Genomic DNA, 19536 nt, shown 5'->3' on the forward strand with positions numbered 1-19536 from the left:
CCTCGAACGCCGCGGCGCGCGCGGTCAGGCTGCCGGGCTGGTCCGGCGTGCCGACCAAAGCCTCGAGCCGGGCAAGATGGGCGCTCTGCGTGCCGCTGCGGCCCAGCTCGGCCTCGGCGCGGCGGCGCTCGCCCAAGAGGGTTGCATCCTCGTGCCGGGTCACGCCGGTCACCCAGGCCCCCTGCCCGGCATTGCCGGTGATGCGCGCGGCGACGCTCAGCGAGCGCACGCCATAGCCCTCGGTCATCGCGTTGGCGATGTTCGACGAGACGACCCCGGCCGCGCGCGAAGCGACGGTCAGGCCCGAAAGGGCGTTCGACAGGGCGCTGGAAATGGTCATGGCCGCACTCCGGTCTCAGGCCCGGATCAGCGCTTGATGTTCGTGGTTTCCTGCAACATCTCGTCGACGGTCTGGATGATCTTCGCGTTCGAGGAATAGGCCCGCTGCGTCTGGATCAGCTGGGTCAGCTCGGCCGCCACGTCGGTGGTGGATTCCTCGCGGGCATAGCCCACCATCTCGCCCGTGGGTCCGTCGCCCGCGTTCCACAGAAAGAACTGCCCGCTGTCGGGCGAGATCGAATAGGTCTGGTTGTCGCCCGTCGACAGCCCGTTCAGGTTGGGCACGTCGACCACCGGGATCTGGTAGATCACGCGGGTGATCCCGCTGTCGTAGATCGCGTGGAGATAGCCGTTGGCGTCCACCTCGACCCGGCTCAGGTCGCCGACGGGCGAGCCGTTCTTGACCACCGGCGCGCGGGCGAAACTGTCGGACAGCTGGGTCAGCCCCCCGGCGTCTCCGGGCGCCCCGATCGCCAGGTCCAGCGGCCCGCCCGCAACCGTCAGCGACAGGCTGCCCGTGGCCGGGTCATAGGCCCCGCCCGAGACCACGCTGACCGTATCGAGATTGCCGCCGTTGCCGCGCGCATCGTCGAAGCCGAGCGTGTATTCCCCGATCAGCGCCCCGTCCGACGCGCTGTCGCGGATCGACATGGTCCAGGCGTGGCTCATGCCCGCGGCGGGCACCGTCGGGGTGTAGGTCACCTCGAGATACTGCGAGGTGCCCAGGTTGTCGTAGTATTCCGCCGACATCACGAAGGACTGACCATCGCCCCCGGCATCGGTCGAGGTGGCGGGCAGGTTGACCGACAGCTGCATGAAGGTCGTCGGATCGCCCGCGAACTGGTTGGTGTTGATCAGGATCGGCTCGAGCCCCGCAAAGGTGTCGCGCGGGAAATTCGGGATGGTGCCGTCCGCGTTCGCGGGCCAGCCCATCAGGACCTCGCCCGTTGCGGTGCGCAAGACGCCCTCCGCATCGGGGCGGAAGGACCCCGTGGTCATCAGGCGCACCGGCAGCGCCGTGTCCCGCGTGTCGAGCGCCGCCGCGCTGGTCACCGGCAACATCCCACGCCCCCCGATGGCAAGATCGGTGGGGTTCGACGTGCTGACCAGCGTGCCGCGCTGGTCGATCATCCGCGCGGTCGAGGCGCGCACACCCCCCGCCGAATAGCTGCTGTCGCTCTGCATGATGACGAGCGAATGGAAATCCGCGACCACGCGCTTGTAGCCATAGGTGCCCGAGTTGGCGATGTTGTCGGCGATGGTGGCGAGCCTGCTGGCATTGGTGTTCAGCCCGGCCACCCCGGAATTGAGCGAGGAGGAAATCGTCATCTCATGCGCCTTTCTGCTGCATGGGGTCGTGTCGGGCCGATCCTTGCGCGCGAGGTGTTAAGACCGGCCTAACAGATCGAATTCTAGCGATTTTCCCGCGCTGCTCCCTGCAATGGCCCCGCATGGCCTCGCATGGCCCTGCATGGCCCCACCCATCAGCCCCGGCACATCGCGCCTCCGGCCTCCGGGCACCCGTCGGGGTCGCCGGGCGGCCCAAGGCACGCCGCGCCCCCCCGGCTCACAGGTCGCGTCTGAGCAGGATCACCTCGATCCGGTCGTTGCGGGGGTCCATCGGGTTCGCCGTCACCGCGTCGCGGTCGGCATGCCCCGTCACCCGCGACAGCCGCCCCGGCGGCAGGCCCGCCTCCTCCAGCAGCGCGCGATAGACCTGCGCCTGCGCGATCGAGGCCTGCCAGCGCGTCCCGCTGGCCACGACCACCGGTTCGGCGGCGACATGCCCCTCGACCGCGACTTGGTTGGTGACGATCCCGAACAACCCGGCCATCACCACCGCCAGCTCGGCCAGCCAGGGCGCCGGCGCACCGGTTGCGGGGTCGGTCAGCGGCTGGCCGCGCCGGGCGAAGATCTCGATGATCAGCCCCTCGTCGGTCAGCCGCGTCTGCACATGGGCGCGCAATTGCTCCGAGATCAGGCTGTCGCCCCTCAACGCCTCTTCCAGCGCCTGCAGCGCCGCGGTCTCCTCGGCGCGGGCGGCATCGTGGTCGGTCCCCGACAGCCCAAGGCTCTGCCGCCCCTCGGTCGGGCGCAGGTTGGTCGCACCGGTGCCGTTCTGCGCGATGTTCGTTTCGGAAAACGGGCTGTCCCCGCCGAATGACCCGTCACCGCCCCCCGAGATCCGCGTGATCGGGATGGTGGGCGAGAAGTAATCGGCGATCCCCTTCCTTTGCTGTTCCGTGGTCGCGTTCAGCAGCCACATCAGCATGAAGAACGCCATCATCGCGGTGACGAAATCGGCGTAGGCCACCTTCCACGCGCCGCCGTGGTGACCGCCCCCGGCGATCACCTTCTTGCGCTTGACGATGATGGGTTGCGCTTCGTTCTCTGCCATGGCTCCGGCCCTTCGTGTCGGGCGGATGCTGGCAGAGAACCCTCAACACTCCCTTAACGCCTCAGTCCACGGGCCTGAGCCGCCGCGCGAAAACCGCGCTCAAGCCCAGCATCGCCGCCGCGGTGCCAAGACAGGCGGGCAAGCCGCCCAGCTGGTAACTGACCCCCGACAACAGCGTGCCGATCAGCCGCCCCGCCGCGTTCGCCATGTAGTAGAACCCCACGTCCATCGTCACCCGCTCGGCCCGCGTGAAGGCGAGGATCAGGTAGGAATGCAAAGCGGAATTCACCGCGAAGACCGCGCCGAACCCCAGCAACCCCGCGATCAGCGTCACGGTCAGCCAGGGCGCGGGCGCGCCCGCCCATGCCACCAGCGCCGCCAGCGCGGCAGGCAACACCGCCAGCCCTCCGGCCCAGACCCAGGCGCCGCCGATCAGCGCCGCCTCGCCCCGCGCCTGCGCGCGCAAGAGCCGCGGCGCGCTGGCCTGCACCGCGCCGTAAAGGATGATCCAGACCGCCATGAACGTCCCGATCGTGAAGAACGCCACCCGGTTCCCCTCGACCGTGCCGTCCGACAGGACCGCGTAGAAATAGACCGGGATGCCGACCACGAACCACACGTCGCGCGCCCCGAACAGGAACACCCGCGCCGCCGACAGCCAGTTGACGTTGGCCGAGTCCGAGAAGACCTCGCGGAACTTCGCCCCCTTCCGGCCCGCGGGCAGGCCCGGCGGCATGCGCAGGGCCACCGCCAGCAGGATCACCGCCAGCACCCCCGCCATGCCCAGCACCGCCGGCACGAAGCCCGCCAGCGCCAGAAGCGCCGCGCCCAGCAGGAACCCCAGCCCCTTCACCGCGTTCTTCGACCCGGTCAGCAGCGCCACCCAGCGGAACAGCCCCCCGCCCTCCGTCGGGGCCAGCAGCTTCACCGCCGATTTCGACGACATCTTCGACAGGTCCTTGGCCACACCCGACAGCCCCTGAACCACCATCACGAAGACGACCGAGGCCGCGATGCCCCACTCCGGGTCCAGCTGCGCCAGCGCCAGCAGCGCCACGATCTGCAACCCCAGCCCCGCGTAAAGCGTCGAGGTCAGCCCGAACCGCGCCGCGATCCAGCCCGCCGACAGGTTCGTCACGATTCCGGCGATCTCGTAGAGGATGAACAGATACGCCAGCTGCACCGGGGAGAACCCCAGCGTGTGAAAATGCAGCAAGACCAGCATCCTGAGCGCGCCGTCGGTCAGCATGAAGGCCCAATAGGCCGCCGTCACCGCGACATAGGCCGCCAGCCCCTCGGGCCGCGCGCTGTCGCTCATGGCGCGGCACCCACCATCAGCGCCACGTCGACCAGCCGATGGGCATAGCCCATCTCGTTGTCGTACCAGGCGTAGACCTTCACCTGCGTGCCGTTCACCACCATGGTCGAGGGCGCATCGACGATGCTGGACCGCGTGTCGTTGGTGTAATCGGCGCTCACCAGGGGCCGGGTCTCGTAGCCCAGAATGCCCTTCAGCGGCCCCTCGGCGGCGACGCGGAACATCTCGTTCACCTCCTCCGCCGTCGTCTCCCGCGCCACCTCGAAGACGCAATCGGTCAGCGAGGCGTTCAGCAACGGCACCCGCACCGCATGGCCGTTCAGCTTGCCGGTCAGCTCGGGATAGATCAGCGTGATCGCCGTGGCGCTGCCCGTCGTCGTGGGGATCAGGCTGTTCAACGCCGAGCGCGCGCGGCGCAGATCCTTGGCGGGCCGGTCCACGATGGTCTGCGTGTTGGTCACGTCATGGATCGTCGTGATCGAGCCATGCTTGATGCCCAGCCCCTCGTGGATCACCTTCACCACCGGGGCGAGGCAATTGGTCGTGCAGCTTGCCGCCGTCACGATCCGATGCGCGGCAGGGTCGTAGATGTCGTGGTTCACGCCATAGACGATATTCGCCGCCCCGCCGTCCTTGACCGGCGCACTCACGACCACCCGCTTCACGCCCGCGTCGAAATAGGGCTGAAGCTTCGCCTCGGTCTTGAAGACGCCGGTGCAGTCGATCACCACGTCGACGCCATCAAGCGGCAGCTTCGCCGGGTCGCGTTCGTTGAAGACCGGCAGCCGCACCCCGTCGATGGTGATGCTTGCGTCATCCGACGCGAACTCCGCATCCCACCGCCCATGCACCGTGTCGAATTCCAGCAGATGCGCATGCATCGCCGCATCGCCCACCGCGTCGTTCAGCCAGGCGATCTTCGCCCCCCGCTCCAGGAGCGGCTTCAAGGCCAGTTTCCCGATCCGGCCAAGGCCGTTCAGCGCATAAGTGGTCATTCGGGCGTCTCCTGCCGTGCGATATCGTCCAACGCGGTCTGTTGCGCGATCCGGTCCAGCGCCTCCAGCGGCAGCGCCGCAAAGGCGCTGATCCGGTGGCGCAACATGCCGTAGGCCTGTTGAAAGGCGAGCATCCGCTCGGCCTCGGTCCCTTCGGCCTTCACCGGGTCGGGCGTGCCCCAATGCGCCGTCAGCGGCTGGCCCGGCCAGGTCGGACACTCCTCGTTCGCGGCACGGTCGCAGACCGTGAAGACGAAATCGAATTCCGGCGCGTCCGCGCCCTGGAATTCGGTGACGTTCTTCGCGCGCAGCGCGGCGGTGTCATAGCCCTTGTCCTCCAGCATCTTCACCGCCAGCGGGTTCAGCTCCGACTGCGGCCGGGTGCCCGCCGAGAAGGCCTCGAACCGGTCCCCCGCAACCTTGCGCAGGATCGATTCGGCAAAGATCGACCGGGCGGAATTGCCGGTGCAGATGAAAAGCACGCGGTAGCGTGTGTCGCTCATGGGTCTGTCCCCCTTGGTCATGCCCAAACCCAAGGGCGGGCACAGGTCCGGCCGCCCCCGGCAACAGTCGGTCCAAAGCGCGGCCGTCACCTCGCCCAACCCGGCAAGGTCCGCGCCATAGCGGAGCGAGGTTCCAACCCGCTCCCGCTCGATCAGCCCCACGCGCATCAGCTCGGCCAGATGCGCGCTCAAGGTGTTGGCTCTCACGCCCAGCACCTCGGCGATCTCGCCCGCGGGCACCCTGTCGGGATGCCGCCGCATCAGCAGGCGAAGAACGTCGAACCGCGCCGGGTGGCTGAGGGCCGCGAATCTGTCGGTGATCCGTATTTCCATATTTCGTGAAATACCGAAGCATGGCGCAAAGACAAGTGAAGCTTTTGCGACAGACCCACGCGCCCCCCGAGGGGCGGGTTGCAAATGCCCGATATCCTGACAAAAGAGATCGGATTGACGACACCCGAGCCGCAAAGCCCCAAAGCCCATGGCCCACCGCGCAAGATCCCACCACCCCCGCCGCCTGACCGCCCTGGCCTGGCTGGCCGCCGGCCTGTGCATCCTGCCCATGGCCGCCGTGGGCATCGCCGCGCTGGGCGGCGGCACGGACACGCTGGTCAGCCTGTCCCAAAGCGTCCTGCCCCGCTACGCGGGCACCACGGCGCTGCTGGTCCTGATCGTGGGCATCGGCACCGCGGTGATCGGCACCTCGACCGCATGGCTTGTCACCGCCACCCGCTTCCCCGGCCGCCGCATCCTCGAGATCGCCCTCGCCCTCCCGCTGACCTTCCCGGCCTACGTGCTGGCCTATGCCTACACCGACCTGCTCGACCACCCCGGCTGGGTGCAATCCACGCTCCGCGACCTCACCGGCTGGGGCCCGCGCGACTACTGGTTCCCGGAAATCCGCTCGCTCGGCGGGGCCGCGGCGATGCTGACCCTCGTCCTCTACCCTTACGTCTACCTGCTCGCCCGCGCGGCCTTCCTCCGGCAGTCCTCCACCGCCTATATCGCCGCGCGCACCCTGGGGCAGGGCCCCTGGGGCGCTTTCTTCCGCGTCTCCGTCCCGGTCGCCCGCCCCGCCATCGCGGGCGGCGTCCTGCTCGCCCTGATGGAGACGCTGGCCGATTACGGCACCGTCGCCTATTTCAGCGTCCAGACATTCGCCACCGGCATCTACGTCAGCTGGTTCGGCCTCTTCGACCGCGCCGCCGCGGCGCAGCTGGCGCTCTGCCTGCTGGTCGTGGCCCTGACGCTCGCCACCATCGAACGCCGCCAACGCCGCCACCTGCGCCACCACGACGCCGGCCGCCGGTTCGAGCGGATGGAGCCGGCCCAACTCAAAGGCCGCGCCGCCGCCGGGGCACTGATCGTCTGCGGCCTGCCGGTCTTCTTCGGCTTCCTCCTGCCCACCGCCCTCCTGCTGACGCTCGCCTCGGGCGCAAGCCAACTGCTCTTCACCCCCCGCTACCTCGGCTTCCTGCAGAACTCGCTCACGCTCGCCTCCATCGCGGCGCTTCTGACGGTGGCGGCGGCCATCACCATGGGCTTCAACGCCCGCCTCCACCCGACGCGCGGCGCGCAAACGGCGATGCGCATCGCGGGCATCGGCTATGCCGTGCCGGGCGGCGTGATCGCGGTGGGGCTCCTGTTCCCCTTCGCCGCCTTCGACAACGCCCTCGACCGCGTGATGGAGGCGAATTTCGGCATCGACACCGGGTTGCTGATCACCGGCTCCATCTGGCTGATGATCGCCGCCTACATGGTCCGCTTCATGGCGGTGGCGCTGAACACCTACGAATCCGGCCTCGCCACGCTGAACCCCAACGTCGACGCGGTGGCGCGCACCCTCGGCCACGGCCCCGCGCCCATGCTGCGGCGCATCCACGTCCCGATCCTGCAACCCTCGATCCTGACCGCGCTCCTGATCGTCTTCGTCGACGTGATGAAGGAACTGCCCGCCACCCTCATCCTGCGCCCCTTCAACTACGACACGCTGGCGGTGCAGGCCCACCGCCTCGCCTCCGACGAACGCCTCGCCGAGGCCGCCGTCCCCAGCCTCGTCATCGGCGCCGTCGGCCTGATCCCGGTGGCGATCCTGTGCTGGAGCATCGGGCGCGAAAGCCGCCCCGTCGGCAACGCCGTGGACGCAGCCCAGGGGCAGGTGCAGCGGGGGGTGTGACCCTGCGGTGTCGCCCAAAGCGACATCCGGCTTGATCCGCCCCCAAAAGTAGCTTAAAGCTACATCATGAAGCAGGTCAGCTACACGAAAGCCGCCATCCGCGCCCTGCGTCGGATGCCTGCGAACACGTCGAGGCTGATCCGCACCAAGATCGAGGCCTATGCGACCGACCCCGCGTCGCAGGCCAACAACGTGACACCGCTCAAGGGCCGCACGGGTATCCGGCTGCGCGTGGGCGATTGGCGGGTGATCATGGACGACCGGGGCAGCGTGCTGGCGATCCTCGACATAGGCCCGCGGGGCGGCATTCATGACTGAAAGGGCATGACATGAACGAGATGGTGACGATCCCGCGCGCGGAATACGACCGCCTCCGCGCCGCGGCCGAGGACCTGGCCGACCTGCAGGCCTACGACCGCGCGCAGGCCGCGCTTGCAGCGGGCGAGGAAGAGTTGATCCCAGCGGAGTACGCGGCCCGCCTGATCGACGGAGAAAACCCCCTCCGCGTCTACCGCGACCTCCGCGGGATGACGCAGGCGGCACTGGCCCAGGCGGCAGGCGTCAACCGCGTGACGGTGGCCGAGATCGAGACCGGCCGGAAACACGGCTCGGTCGCCACGCTGCGCACCCTGGCGGGGGCGCTTGGCGTGACGGTGGATGACCTGACGGGGTGAGGGGTCGGCCGGGATGGCCGTGGTTCACCCACCCGACGCGGTGTGCCGGGCTGAAGCCCGGCCTACGGCTTGTGTGGCGATGTAGGGTGGGCATTCTGCCCACCATTGTGGGGAAGATCGCTTGAGATGGCGGCTAAGGCCCTAAGCCGCCGCCTCAAACTGCATCCTTGATCTGATCATGTTTGCGATTTGGCGGTTCACGCCAATGATTCTAAGCCTCCTCTGGATGACCGAAAAGCTGTAGTGATCCAACAACCTAACGAAAGATGAGTTCACGAACGAGCTTGTCGCGTTCTGGACACCAGCGAAGTCGACAGTGATTGATTCTCGCACGCGCAAAGCATCAAGCATCGCACGGAAGAGCATGTCGCCCTGTGCGTTGGTGTCGGCGTATCTCGATACGTTACGGACAGTTATCACCATTGGAAGTCTACCGTACCTACGTCGTCAAAGTCGATTTGATCGGTTCTGATGTCGAACTCTATCATGGTTCCTGGACAGTAACCCAACCCAGAATATAGCTCCTTTCTTAAGGAATTTCCACTTTTTGAGAATCGCACCGAGCCAGCGCCCGAGCTGACGCGCAACGAACCGCCAAGGTGTTCGAGCACGTTCTGACGAAGGAAATGCAGTCCAGCGCCACGGTTTGTAGGCAGAGATTTTGACGAGAATCCTTCGTCGAAGGCCCTCGTTATTGCTGACTGATCATCATGATCAGGCTCAATAGTACGGACTGCGTCAGGAATTCCCCTTCCGAAGTCAGCAATAGCGATCTGCAGCCTGTTTTCGTTGGGATACCATTGGGCGAAGGTCGAGCCCACATCGAACTCAGTGTGATCACTGATGTTGTTGAACAACTCTGACATGCAGGTACGGAACTCTGCGAAAGCATCACTTGGTAGGCCTGAGCATCCCTGAAGCCATGGGATCAGATCAGAGGCGATCCAAGCATGGGAGTCAGTGTGTCTCACTTCAACAAGCGGACGCGTGGTGCTCCGCGGACAAGCGCCCGGGTTGAGGCGCTGGCCCAAATGTTGATGAAAAAAGAGAGAGTCATCAAGGAAGCGAATGGCCTGCCGTTGCTCATCAAGGCCACGCCAAGACACCCTTACCCCGTTGCGTATAAGGTAATGTGTCAGGTTGCTGAGAAAGACGACCGCGGGTGGGCGACAGAATCGAAGGGTTGAGAAATCAATGACCACCGCTTTGGGCAACACGGACAGGTCGCCGAAGACCTGCCTTGTTTCCATGAACAGCGTGGTTGATTGCGCTTGGTTGGGCACCGAAAAAACGACTGAACTCATACAAACACCTCAACACATTCCTACCCCCACAACCCGAAGTCCAGTTTGTTTCGCGCGATTTACTAACTTAGTTTCAAGGACATATCCGGGTTTTCCAAGAGCTTGACCGTACCACAATCTCTCACCTCCACAACCTTGCAGACCAGCGACACTGGGGCAAGCGCCTCATCCGCCACCCCCCCAACGCAAACAGGCGCCCCCTCCCGGAGGCGCCTGCCCGCTCACGCATAACCGGCAGAGATCACTCCCACCCGGCCCCGTTCAGCACCTCGACCGCCGCGCCGACGTTCGCCGCGATGTCGCTCAGGTCGATCGTGTCCGGCCGGAAGATCCCCAGCGCCGCGACCGAGGGCGACAGGCCCACGCCCGGAACCGCCGGGTATTCGTCGTTGCCCGCCGAGAAATACTCCTGCGCCTGCTCCGACGCGAGGTACTCCAGGAACAGCACCGCGTTGTCGCGGTTCGGCGCGTTCGCCGCCACGCCGCCGCCCGACACGTTCATATGCGCGCCGATGTCGTTCTGGTTCGGGAACACCCAGCCGATGTTCGCCAGCTGCTCAGGCGTGATCTGGTCGTCGCCCGAGCGGATGATCCGCGAGAAGTAATAGGTGTTGGACATGGCGATGTCGCACTCACCCGACGCGATCCCGCGCAGCTGGTCGGTGTCGCCGCCCTGCGGGTCGCGGGCGAAGTTGCCCACCACCGCTTCGGCCCAATCGGCCACCGCCTCCTCGCCCAGATGCGCGATCAGCGCCGCGGTGATGTTCTGCGTGTAGACGTTCGACGAGGACCGGATGCAGACCATCCCCTCGTATTCCGGCTTCGCAAGGTCCTGGTAGGTCAGCGGCGGGTTCTCGACCTCGGTCTTGTCGTAGAACAGGATGCGCGCGCGCTGCGAAAACGCGAACCAGTGGTTGCCGTCATCCTGCAGGTAGGCCGGAACGCGCGTCTCAAGCACGTCGCTTTCCACCGGCTGCAGCAGCCCCATCTCGGTCGCGCGGGCCAGCCGGACGGTATCCACCGTCAGGAAGACATCGGCCGGGCTGTTCTCGCCCTCGGCCTGCATCCGCGCGATCAGCTCGTCGGCATTGCCCTCGATCCGGTTGATCGTGATGCCGGTCGCCTCGGTGAAGTCGGAATACAGCCGCTCGTCGGTGTCGTAGTGGCGCGAGGAATACAGGTTCAGCTCCTGCGCCTGCGCCGCGGTCAGCGTCGAGGCGGCGATGGCGGTGCCCAGAAGGGCGGCAAGCGTGCGGGTCATGGGAGGCTCCGTGATTGTGCCGTGATATACCTGACTGAATTACTCAGCTGGGTTGCCGCCCTTCAATCCCATCCCGACGCCCCTGTCAACAATCCCGACAAAAAACATCGGACACCGCGCCCGCTTGTCGCGGCCCCGCCCACGGTGCAGGGTCCGCCAGCACGAGGGGAGGGACCATAATGCGCGCAGGGATCGCGTTCCTGATCGCCGCCTACATGCTCAGCCAGTTCTACCGCGCCTTCCTCGCGGTGCTGGCCCCTGCGCTGGCCAGCGATATCGGAGCCACAACCGGCGATCTCGCCCGCGCCTCGGGGCTGTGGTTCGCGGCCTTCGCGCTGATGCAGCTGCCCGTGGGCTGGGCGCTCGACCACCTCGGGCCGCGGCGCACGGCGGCCACGCTGTTCCTCATTGGCGGCGCGGGGGGTGCCACGCTCTTCGCCACCGCGCAAAGCCCCGCCATGCTGTCGGCGGCGATGATCCTCATCGGCATCGGCTGCGCGCCGATCCTGATGTCGACCTATTACATCTTCGCCCGCCAATTCTCGGCCGCCGTCTTCGGCACGCTGGCGGGCGTCACCGTGGGGCTGTCCTCGCTCGGCAACATCCTTGCCGCCGCCCCGCTCGCCATCCTGATAGACACCTTCGGCTGGCGCGCCACCGTCGGCGGCTTCGCGGCCCTCACCGCCGCCATCGCCATCGCCATGGCCCTCCTCGTCCGCGACCCGGAAAAGCCCCAGGGCGAGGCGAAGGGCTCGCTCCTCGACTTGCTGCGCATGCCGCAGCTCTGGCCGATCCTCGTGATGATGTTCGTCTGCTATTTCCCGGCGGCAGGCCTGCGCGGCCTCTGGATCAGCCCCTATCTCGCCGACCGCTTCGGCGCGGACCTCGCCCAACTGGGCACGGCCACGCTGGTCATGGGGCTTGCCATGGTGGCGGGCAATTTCGCCTACGGCCCCGCCGACCGGCTGTTCCGCAGCCGCAAATGGCCGATCCTCATCGGCAACCTCGGCGTCGCCGCGCTCTGCCTTGGCTTCTGGGCTGTGCCCCCCACCGGCGCGACAGCCGCCATCGCCATGTTCGCCCTGATCGGGCTTCTGGGCGCGTCCTATCCCATCGTCATCAGCCACGGGCGCAGCTTCTGCCCCCCGCACCTGACGGGGCGGGGGGTGACGTTGCTCAACCTGTTCGGAATGGGCGGGGCGGGGGTGATGCAATTCGCATCGGGCCCCACCTTCGCCACGCTCGCCGACACACGCACCGGGGCCGAGGCCTATGGCGCGCTCTTCGGCCTCATCGGCCTCGTCATCCTGATCGGCCTTGCGATCTACAGCCGGGCCGAGGACCGGACCGGCTGACGCTTGAGGTGGGCGGTTGCGCCCACCACACTCGGCTTACGCCGCGCGACGCCGCGGACGGCGACGCTTCGCGCCGGGGTTGCCCGGCCGCTGCTCTGCGCCATGCGGCTTGCCCTGCGCCTTGGGCGCACCGCGCCCGCGACCGGCAGCGCCACCGCCACCGCCACCACCGCGGCGGGGCTTTTCCATCTTCACCGCCTTGGGCCGCGTGCCGCTGGACACCGGGATCTCCACCTTCATCAGCTTCTCGATCTGCACCAGCAAATCGACCTCCTCGGCGCAGCAAAAGGCGATCGCCTCGCCCTCACGGCCCGCGCGCGCGGTGCGGCCGATGCGGTGGACGTAATTGTCCGGCGTGTCGGGCAGCTCGTAGTTGATCACATAGGCCACGCCGGGAATGTCGATGCCGCGCGCGGCGACATCGGTGGCCACCAGCGTGGTGATCTGCCCCTCGCGGAAGGCCTTGATCGCGCGGTCGCGCTGGCCCTGGCTCTTGTTGCCGTGGATCGAGGCGGCGTTGTAGCCGTCATCGACCAGCCCCTTCATCAGCTTTTCCGCGCCGTGCTTGGTGCGCGCGAAGACCAGCGTCAGCGCGTCCCGGTCACGGTCGAGGATCTCGCGCAGCTTGCGCGGCTTCTCGCCCTTCTCGACGTATTGCACCGATTGCGTGACCTTGTCCGCGGCCTTGCCGGGGGGCGAGACCTGAACCTTGCGCGGATTGGTCAGATAGGCGCGCGACAGCTCCTCCATCTGCTTCGGCATGGTGGCCGAGAACAGCATCGTCTGCCGCGGCGTGCCCAGCGCGGGCGCGATCCGGCGCAGCGCGTGGATAAAGCCCAGGTCGAGCATCTGGTCGGCCTCGTCCAGCACAAGGTGCCGCGCCTGCCGCAGGTCGACCGCACCGCGGTCCATCAGGTCGATCAGCCGACCCGGCGTGGCGACAAGAATGTCGGTGCCACGGGCCAGCGTGCCGATCTGGCGGTTGATCGACTGGCCGCCCACGACGGTGGCGACCTTGATCGGCGTGTTCATCGTGAAATGCCGCAGGCTGTCGGCGATCTGGTTCACCAGCTCCCGCGTCGGCGCAAGGATCAGCGCGCGCGCCGTCCGGGTCTGGGGGCGCGTATCCTCTTCCATCAGATGCGCGATGAGCGGCAGACCGAAGGCCAGCGTCTTGCCGGTGCCGGTCTGGGCAAGCCCCAGGATGTCGTGACCTTCCAGCGCAAGCGGGATCGCCTGGTTCTGGATCGGGGTCGGTTTGTCGAAGCCACCGGCCTTGAGCGCGTTGCGCAGAACCTTGTTCAGGCCAAGCATGTCGAAATCGAACAATTCGTATCCTTTCGGGCGCCGCGGTCCTCGCGGTCGCCACAAGATTGGGCCGCACATCGGGTGCGGCGGACGAAGGGTGCGACCGGGCCGTCTACTGGCCACGATCGTCAGAACCCTGCGTGAAGGGGAACTGGGGATGGGTCTGTCGCCGTCAGGCCCGCGGGGCATGTGCCCCGGCCGACTGCTCACGCGGCAGCGCGGCGACATGGCTGGCATGTGCGCGCTCCGGGGGCTCATGTCAAGCGCCGCGTCGCGCGTATGCACCCGGTGTGTACGCGATGTGTACGGGATGTGTACGCCGTTTTTCGGCCACAGCGGCCGCCCAAGGACACCCTGCCCCTTCCCCTCGGCGGGTGGCTCCTGTAAGCGCCGCCCATCCTGAGCCTCGAAGGAAACGCATCATGGGATACCGCATCGTCGTCGCGGGCGCCACGGGCAACGTGGGCCGTGAAATGCTGAACATCCTCGCCGAACGGGAGTTCCCCGTCGACGAGATCGCAGCCCTTGCCAGCCGCAAATCGCTGGGCACCGAGTGCAGCTTCGGCGACAAGACGTTGAAAACGAAGGATCTTGATACCTTCGACTTCACCGGCTGGGACATCGCGCTCTTCGCCATTGGCTCGGAAGCCACCGAGAAATACGCCCCCAAGGCCGCCAAGGCCGGCTGCATCGTGATCGACAACAGCTCGCTCTACCGCTACGACCCCGACGTGCCGCTGGTGGTTCCCGAAGTGAACCCCGAAGCGGTCGAGGGCTACGCGAAAAAGAACATCATCGCCAACCCCAACTGCTCCACCGCGCAGATGGTCGTGGCCCTTAAACCCTTGCACGACAGGGCAAAAATCAAGCGCGTGGTCGTCTCGACCTACCAGTCCGTCTCGGGCGCGGGCAAGGAAGGCATGGACGAGCTGTGGGACCAGACCAAGGGCATGTATGTCCCCGGTCAGGAACGCGCGCCGTCCAAGTTCACCAAGCAGATCGCCTTCAACGTCATCCCCCACATCGACAAGTTCCTCGATGACGGCTCGACCAAGGAAGAGTGGAAGATGGTCGCCGAGACCAAGAAGATCCTCGACCCATCGGTAAAAGTTACCGCAACCTGCGTGCGAGTCCCTGTTTTCGTTGGACATTCCGAGGCGATCAACATCGAGTTCGAGGAGTTCCTCGACGAGGACGAAGCCCGCGATATCCTGCGTGAGGCCCCCGGCATCATGGTGATCGACAAGCGCGAGGACGGCGGCTACGTCACGCCCATCGAATGCGTCGGCGACTATGCGACCTTCATCAGCCGCATACGGCAGGACAGCACCATCGAGAACGGCATCAACCTGTGGTGCGTCTCCGACAACCTGCGCAAGGGCGCGGCGCTGAACGCGGTGCAGATCGCCGAAACCCTCGGCAACCGCGTGTTGAAAAAGGGCTAGGTCCAAGCTCTCCCGCTCGGCGGCGCTTCGCGCAAGGGCCGCCGAGACACCGCTTTCCCATTGCCCCACGACGGGCAAGGGCGCACTTCTGGGGGCGGGACCGCCACCGGAAGGACCACACCACAATGCGTTTCGCCCTGTCACTCACCGCGCTGCTTCTGGGCAGCGCTGCCCATGCCGATGACATCCTGATCCGCGCCGACATCGCCGCCGCGACGGTCTATCTGTCGGGGGCCGACGTCACCCGCAGTGCCGAGGTCACCCTGCCCGCAGCCGCCCATCGCCTGCTCATCGCCCTGCCCGACGCTGCGCAGGCCGACCGGCTTGCCGTGACGGGGCCCGAGGGCCTGACCCTCGGCCCGCTCGAGCGGATCAGCGGTTTCGCCATCACGGAAGGCGCACTCGACACCCCGGCGCAGGCACAGGCGCGCGCCGCGGTCGAGACCGCCGAAGAAGCGCTGCGCGTCGCCTTGGATGCCGTCGCCACAGCCGACGGGACGATCCGCGCGCTCGAGGCGCAGATGGACTACCTTGCCGCCCTGACCCGCGGCGGCAGCGACGGGGCCGCGATGCCCGGCGATCCGGCGCTCGTCCCGCAGCTGCTGGCGACGCTCGGCTCCGAGACCGCCCGCGTTCAGGCCGAGCTGCTGGCCGCGCGCGCCGAGCGGCGGACCCTGACCGAGGCCGTGACCGACGCGCAAGACGCGCTTGCCGCCGCAAGCGACGCGCTGGCGCGGCTCCGGCCGCTCGGCACCGCGGTGGACGTGATCGCCGTGCCGGTGCAGGCCATGGACGCGACCGAAGGGACGATCCGCCTCGACTACCTGACCTATGGCGCGGGGTGGGAACCCGGCTACGAGATCCGCCTCGACAGCGGGACCGGCGCGCTGGAGCTGGCCCGCTTCGTGACCGTCTACGCCAGCGGCTCCGCGCTCTGGCAGGGGGTGGAGATGTCCTTTTCCACAGCCGAGCCGAACCGCCAGCGCATCCCTTCGGTCCTGTCGCCCAGCCCCGCCCGCATCGTCGAGCCGCAACCGCCCGCAAGCGATGCCGCGGGCTTTGCAAGCTCTTTGCAGCGGTTGGTGGAGCCCGAGGCGATGGCCGTCATGGAACCCGTGATGGTCGAGGATCGCGCCGCGCTTCGCATCGAGGGGCTGTCGCTCCGCTACGACTATGCCACCCCGGTCAGCATCGGCCCCTCGGGCGAGGCGGTTCTGCCGCTCGACGCGCTGACGCTGCAGGCCGAGACCGAGGCGCGCGCCGTGCCGCGCTTCGACGAAACCGCCTTCCTCGTCGCCACGGCGACCAATGACAGCGGTGAGCCGATCCTGCCGGGCTATGCCCGCTTCTACCGCGACGGCGCGCTGGTGGGCGAAGACCTGTTGCCGATGATCGCGGCGGGGGCCGAGGCCGAGATGGGCTTTGGTCCGCTCGATCACCTGCGGCTCATGTGGATCGACCGTTCGCTCGCCGAGGGGGACCGCGGCCTGTTCACCAGTGCCAGCACGCAGGAACGGCGGATCGGCTTCGGGGTCGAGAACACCTCGGACCGGGCCGAGACGGTGCGGCTTCTCTACGCGACGCCCTTCGCCGAGCAGGAGGATCTGGGCCTCGATCTGTCGCTGTCGCCCGCGCCGGATGCGCGCGACGTGGACGAGCTGCGCGGCGTGCATGCCTGGTCGCTGGAGCTTGGGCCGGGTGAAACCGGAATGGTCGAATTGACGGTTACGCTTGATTGGCCCGAGGATCAGCGCCTGACCTGGCGGCCCTGAGGCGCGCGCCGACCTTGGCCAAGGGCGCACCCGCACCGCGCCAGCGGTGCCACCGCCGTCGCTGACGCAGACCGAAGGTCGAGATGCGCGGCTGCGCCCCCCCCCTGGGGTTACGGGCAACGGTGGGGCGAGGGGTCAGAACCTCTCGGCCCGCAGCACCTCGCAATCGACCACGCTGACCACGCCGATATGCCGCTCCACCACCGAAAACGCCGCGTCGAGCAGCGCATCGAGCCGTTCGGGCCGGATGATGCAGACCACGCAGACCATCCCGCCCGCACGGCTGACCTGCCCCTCGCGGCTCCATTGCCCGGAACGGCCCGAACCGCCGAGAACCGGCAGAATGGTGAAACCGGTTACACCGGCCTTGACCAGCGCGTTGGTCAGCCGGGTTTCCATCACGGCTTCGATGGTGATCTCGACACGCTTGGCGTCGTGGGTCTGCATGGGCCTCAGCCTCCGGTGACGGCGCTGGCCACCGCAAGGTAAAGCGGGATGCCGAGCGTCAGGTTGAAGGGGAACGTCACGCCGAGCGACAGCGTGAGATAGACCGAGGGGTTCGCCTCGGGCAGGGCCACGCGCATCGCCGCGGGCACCGCGATATAGGAGGCCGAGGCGCAGAGCGTCATGAACAGCACCACGCCGCCGGTCGACAGCCCCAGCAACAGCCCCGCCATCAGCCCGAGGCTCGCGCCGATGGGCGGCATGATCACGCCGAACAGGAACACGCCCGGCGTCAGCACCCCGCGCGCGTCGCGCAGGCCGCGCCCCGCGACCAGCCCCATGTCGAGCAGGAACAGGCACAGCACCCCTTGGAAGGGGGCGACGATGAGGGGGGAGATCATCGCCATCCCCTCGGCCCCGGTGATCCAGCCGATCAGGAAAGAGCCGACGAGCAGCACGATGGACCCGTTCAGAAGGATCTCGCGCATCAGCCCTTCCTCCATCTCGGCCGAGGATTTGCCGAAGCGTGCGATCAGCCAGAGCGCGGACAGGATCGCGGGCGCCTCCATCACCGCGGCGACGGCGACCATGTAGCCCTCGGACGTGAGACCCGCCGAGCCGATGACCGAGGTCGCGGCGACGAAGGTCACGATGGAGATCGAGCCGTAATGCCCCGCGACGGCAGCCGCATCGGTCACATCGAGCCGCGTCATGGCGCGCAGCAGCGCGAAGGCGATGAGCGGGATGGCGAAGGACAGGATCAGCCCCGCCACCAGCGACAACAGAAGCGTCTGGTCGATGCCGTGGTCGGCCACGCTGACCCCGCCCTTGAAGCCGATGGCGAAGAGCAGGTAGATCGACATCCCCTTGGCGATGGCCTCGGGGATCGACAGGTCGGACCGGGCGAAGGCCGCCAGCAGGCCGAGCGCGAAGAACAGGATGATGGGCGACAACAGGTTGTCCGCCGCCAGCGCGAGAATGCCGTCCATCGCTGTCCCCTTTTCTCGTTCCGGGCCGCCATAGCGGCGCTTGGGCCTTGGGTAAAGTCAGCCCTTCACGAAATGCCGCACCGCGCCGTCAAAGGTCTCGAGGTCCATCTCGGCGAGGTCGGTCCACAGCCCGTGGAGCGTGATCTGCCCGGCCTCGACCGCCGCCGAGACGAAAGGATAGCCCATGAGGTTCTCGAGGCTGACCTTTATCCCCTCCTTCTCCAGCGCGGTCTGGCGGTCGGCGGGGTCGGTGATGTCGGCGATGCGCGCCACGCCGGGGCGCAGCACGTCGAGCCAGCGGCCGATGAAGCTTTCGGTCTGCTCGAACTCGGGCGCCTCGCCGGCGCACATCTGCAGGCAGCCGCGCACGCCGCCGCAATTGGAATGGCCCATCACGATGATGTGCCGCACATGCAGGTGCTTGACCGCGAATTCCACCGCGGCGGCGGTGCCGTGGTGCTGACCGTCGGGCGTGTAGGGCGGGACCATGTTGGCGATGTTGCGATGGACGAAGACCTCGCCGACCTGCTGGGCGAAGACCGACTCGATGGCGACGCGGCTGTCGCAACAGGCGATGACCATGGCGCGGGGTGTCTGACCTTCGATGGCGAGCTTGCGGAACAGGTCGCGGTTGCCGGGGAAATCATGGGATTTCCAGTCCTTGTAGCGTTCGAGCAGGTAATCGGGCAGCGATCTCACACGGTGCATGTCTGGGGTCGGTCCTTGGTCGTGGTGGAGGTGCATAGCGCGGAAACGGGAAAAATTGGAGCTTCATGTTGCCACGGGCATAAGCCTTTCTTCAGACCCTCCGGGCAGGGTCGCGCCTGCCTTTGGTGGGGGCATGACGTGGAGCGAGCGAAATGACGGCGGGAATAACCCAACTGCCGCTGGAGGAACCTGCGCGGTTCAATCCCGGCCAACTCGAGGAATTGTGCAGTCGCATGGGCGAGACCCGTGCCGAGGCCGAGGTGGGCCATGCCCTGCAACGGCTTTCCGTCCATCTGGCCGAGGTGACGCGGCTGCGCGCCACAGACCGGCGCGACGACCTGGCGGCGGCCCTGGCCGCGGTGATCCGCGATGCGCAGCTGATCGGCATGGCGACGCTGGCGCGCGTCGGGCGGCATGTACTCGACTGCCTGGACAGCGGCGATCCGACGGCGCTGGCGGCCACGCTGGCGCGGCTCGACCGGATCGGCGACCGCTCGATCCACGCGGTCTGGGACCTCGAGGATCTTTCGGGCTGAGGCCACTTGCA

The 19536-nt window shown here is 67.3% G+C and carries 20 protein-coding genes; 7 read left to right on the plus strand and 13 right to left on the minus strand.

Translation table 11 applies throughout. The features are described from left to right. The 6 genes from QQK83_RS00005 to QQK83_RS00030 form a co-directional block, all read right to left on the minus strand. Positions 1 to 340: flagellar basal body protein (locus QQK83_RS00005; RefSeq protein WP_284260382.1), on the minus strand; the 340-nt coding region annotated here is incomplete at its 3' end. 26 nt (positions 341 to 366) lie between these two features. After that, positions 367 to 1668: a flagellar hook protein FlgE gene (locus QQK83_RS00010; RefSeq protein ID WP_284260384.1), complete on the minus strand. Its 1302-nt coding sequence runs from the start codon at positions 1666 to 1668 to the stop codon at positions 367 to 369. A 238-nt stretch (positions 1669 to 1906) separates the two neighbouring features. Beyond that, positions 1907 to 2737, minus strand: coding sequence for a flagellar motor protein MotB (locus tag QQK83_RS00015; protein ID WP_284260386.1), 831 nt, complete (start codon positions 2735 to 2737; stop codon positions 1907 to 1909). A gap of 61 nt (positions 2738 to 2798) precedes the next feature. Next, positions 2799 to 4055, minus strand: coding sequence for an organoarsenical effux MFS transporter ArsJ (gene arsJ, locus QQK83_RS00020; protein WP_284260388.1), 1257 nt, complete (start codon positions 4053 to 4055; stop codon positions 2799 to 2801). After that, positions 4052 to 5050 carry an ArsJ-associated glyceraldehyde-3-phosphate dehydrogenase gene (locus QQK83_RS00025; RefSeq protein WP_284260390.1) on the minus strand — a complete coding sequence of 333 codons (999 nt, stop codon included), beginning with the start codon at positions 5048 to 5050 and terminating at the stop codon, positions 4052 to 4054. Before QQK83_RS00025 ends, arsJ begins: the two co-directional genes overlap by 4 nt. Next, entirely contained in the window at positions 5047 to 5886 is an 840-nt protein-coding gene (locus tag QQK83_RS00030; protein WP_284260392.1) for an arsenate reductase/protein-tyrosine-phosphatase family protein, read from the minus strand. The genes QQK83_RS00025 and QQK83_RS00030 overlap by 4 nt, the downstream gene beginning before the upstream one ends. A 148-nt stretch (positions 5887 to 6034) precedes the next feature. On the opposite strand from QQK83_RS00030, the gene QQK83_RS00035 reads away from it, so the two are divergent. From QQK83_RS00035 to QQK83_RS00045, 3 genes are all read left to right on the plus strand, one after another. Beyond that, a complete protein-coding gene (locus tag QQK83_RS00035) occupies positions 6035 to 7729 on the plus strand; it encodes an ABC transporter permease (RefSeq protein ID WP_284260393.1) in 1695 nt (564 codons plus the stop codon). Between the two features lie 66 nt (positions 7730 to 7795). Next, positions 7796 to 8047 carry a type II toxin-antitoxin system RelE family toxin gene (locus QQK83_RS00040; RefSeq protein ID WP_284260395.1) on the plus strand — a complete coding sequence of 84 codons (252 nt, stop codon included), beginning with the start codon at positions 7796 to 7798 and terminating at the stop codon, positions 8045 to 8047. An 11-nt stretch (positions 8048 to 8058) separates the two neighbouring features. Continuing rightward, positions 8059 to 8403 carry a helix-turn-helix transcriptional regulator gene (locus QQK83_RS00045; RefSeq protein WP_284260396.1) on the plus strand — a complete coding sequence of 115 codons (345 nt, stop codon included), beginning with the start codon at positions 8059 to 8061 and terminating at the stop codon, positions 8401 to 8403. 141 nt (positions 8404 to 8544) lie between these two features. Here the strand turns inward: QQK83_RS00045 and QQK83_RS19335 are convergent, their stop codons facing one another. From QQK83_RS19335 to QQK83_RS00055, 3 genes are all read right to left on the minus strand, one after another. After that, positions 8545 to 8826 carry an STAS-like domain-containing protein gene (locus tag QQK83_RS19335; protein WP_349816205.1) on the minus strand — a complete coding sequence of 94 codons (282 nt, stop codon included), beginning with the start codon at positions 8824 to 8826 and terminating at the stop codon, positions 8545 to 8547. Next, on the minus strand, positions 8820 to 9707 hold the full coding sequence (locus QQK83_RS00050; protein WP_284260397.1) for an ATP-binding protein: 888 nt from the start codon (positions 9705 to 9707) through the stop codon (positions 8820 to 8822). Before QQK83_RS00050 ends, QQK83_RS19335 begins: the two co-directional genes overlap by 7 nt. A 241-nt stretch (positions 9708 to 9948) precedes the next feature. Further along, the gene (locus tag QQK83_RS00055) at positions 9949 to 10968 is read right to left on the minus strand and encodes an extracellular solute-binding protein (protein WP_284260399.1); all 1020 of its coding nucleotides are present in this window, start codon (positions 10966 to 10968) and stop codon (positions 9949 to 9951) included. 179 nt (positions 10969 to 11147) lie between these two features. Here QQK83_RS00055 and QQK83_RS00060 point away from each other — a divergent pair, with 179 nt between their 5' ends. Continuing rightward, a complete protein-coding gene (locus tag QQK83_RS00060) occupies positions 11148 to 12323 on the plus strand; it encodes an MFS transporter (protein WP_284260401.1) in 1176 nt (391 codons plus the stop codon). 36 nt (positions 12324 to 12359) lie between these two features. Here the strand turns inward: QQK83_RS00060 and QQK83_RS00065 are convergent, their stop codons facing one another. Beyond that, positions 12360 to 13652: a DEAD/DEAH box helicase gene (locus tag QQK83_RS00065; protein WP_284260403.1), complete on the minus strand. Its 1293-nt coding sequence runs from the start codon at positions 13650 to 13652 to the stop codon at positions 12360 to 12362. A 401-nt stretch (positions 13653 to 14053) separates the two neighbouring features. On the opposite strand from QQK83_RS00065, the gene QQK83_RS00070 reads away from it, so the two are divergent. Further along, entirely contained in the window at positions 14054 to 15076 is a 1023-nt protein-coding gene (locus QQK83_RS00070) for an aspartate-semialdehyde dehydrogenase (RefSeq protein ID WP_284260405.1), read from the plus strand. Between the two features lie 125 nt (positions 15077 to 15201). After that, entirely contained in the window at positions 15202 to 16848 is a 1647-nt protein-coding gene (locus QQK83_RS00075; RefSeq protein WP_284260407.1) for a DUF4139 domain-containing protein, read from the plus strand. A 135-nt stretch (positions 16849 to 16983) separates the two neighbouring features. Here QQK83_RS00075 and QQK83_RS00080 read toward each other — a convergent pair whose 3' ends face one another. The 3 genes from QQK83_RS00080 to QQK83_RS00090 are packed head-to-tail and all read right to left on the minus strand — an operon-like array spanning position 16984 to position 18989. Further along, positions 16984 to 17295 (minus strand): P-II family nitrogen regulator, encoded by a 312-nt coding sequence (locus QQK83_RS00080; RefSeq protein WP_284260409.1) that lies wholly within the window; start codon positions 17293 to 17295, stop codon positions 16984 to 16986. 5 nt (positions 17296 to 17300) lie between these two features. Beyond that, positions 17301 to 18281, minus strand: a complete 981-nt coding sequence (locus QQK83_RS00085; protein WP_284260411.1) for a sodium-dependent bicarbonate transport family permease — start codon at positions 18279 to 18281, stop codon at positions 17301 to 17303. A 57-nt stretch (positions 18282 to 18338) separates the two neighbouring features. Then, positions 18339 to 18989, minus strand: a complete 651-nt coding sequence (locus QQK83_RS00090) for a carbonic anhydrase (RefSeq protein ID WP_284260413.1) — start codon at positions 18987 to 18989, stop codon at positions 18339 to 18341. Between the two features lie 233 nt (positions 18990 to 19222). On the opposite strand from QQK83_RS00090, the gene QQK83_RS00095 reads away from it, so the two are divergent. Next, positions 19223 to 19525, plus strand: coding sequence for a hypothetical protein (locus tag QQK83_RS00095; protein WP_284260415.1), 303 nt, complete (start codon positions 19223 to 19225; stop codon positions 19523 to 19525). The last annotated feature ends 11 nt before the right edge of the window (positions 19526 to 19536 follow it).

It is taken from the genome of Roseicyclus amphidinii (genome assembly GCF_030163755.1).
GTDB lineage: Bacteria > Pseudomonadota > Alphaproteobacteria > Rhodobacterales > Rhodobacteraceae > Roseicyclus > Roseicyclus amphidinii.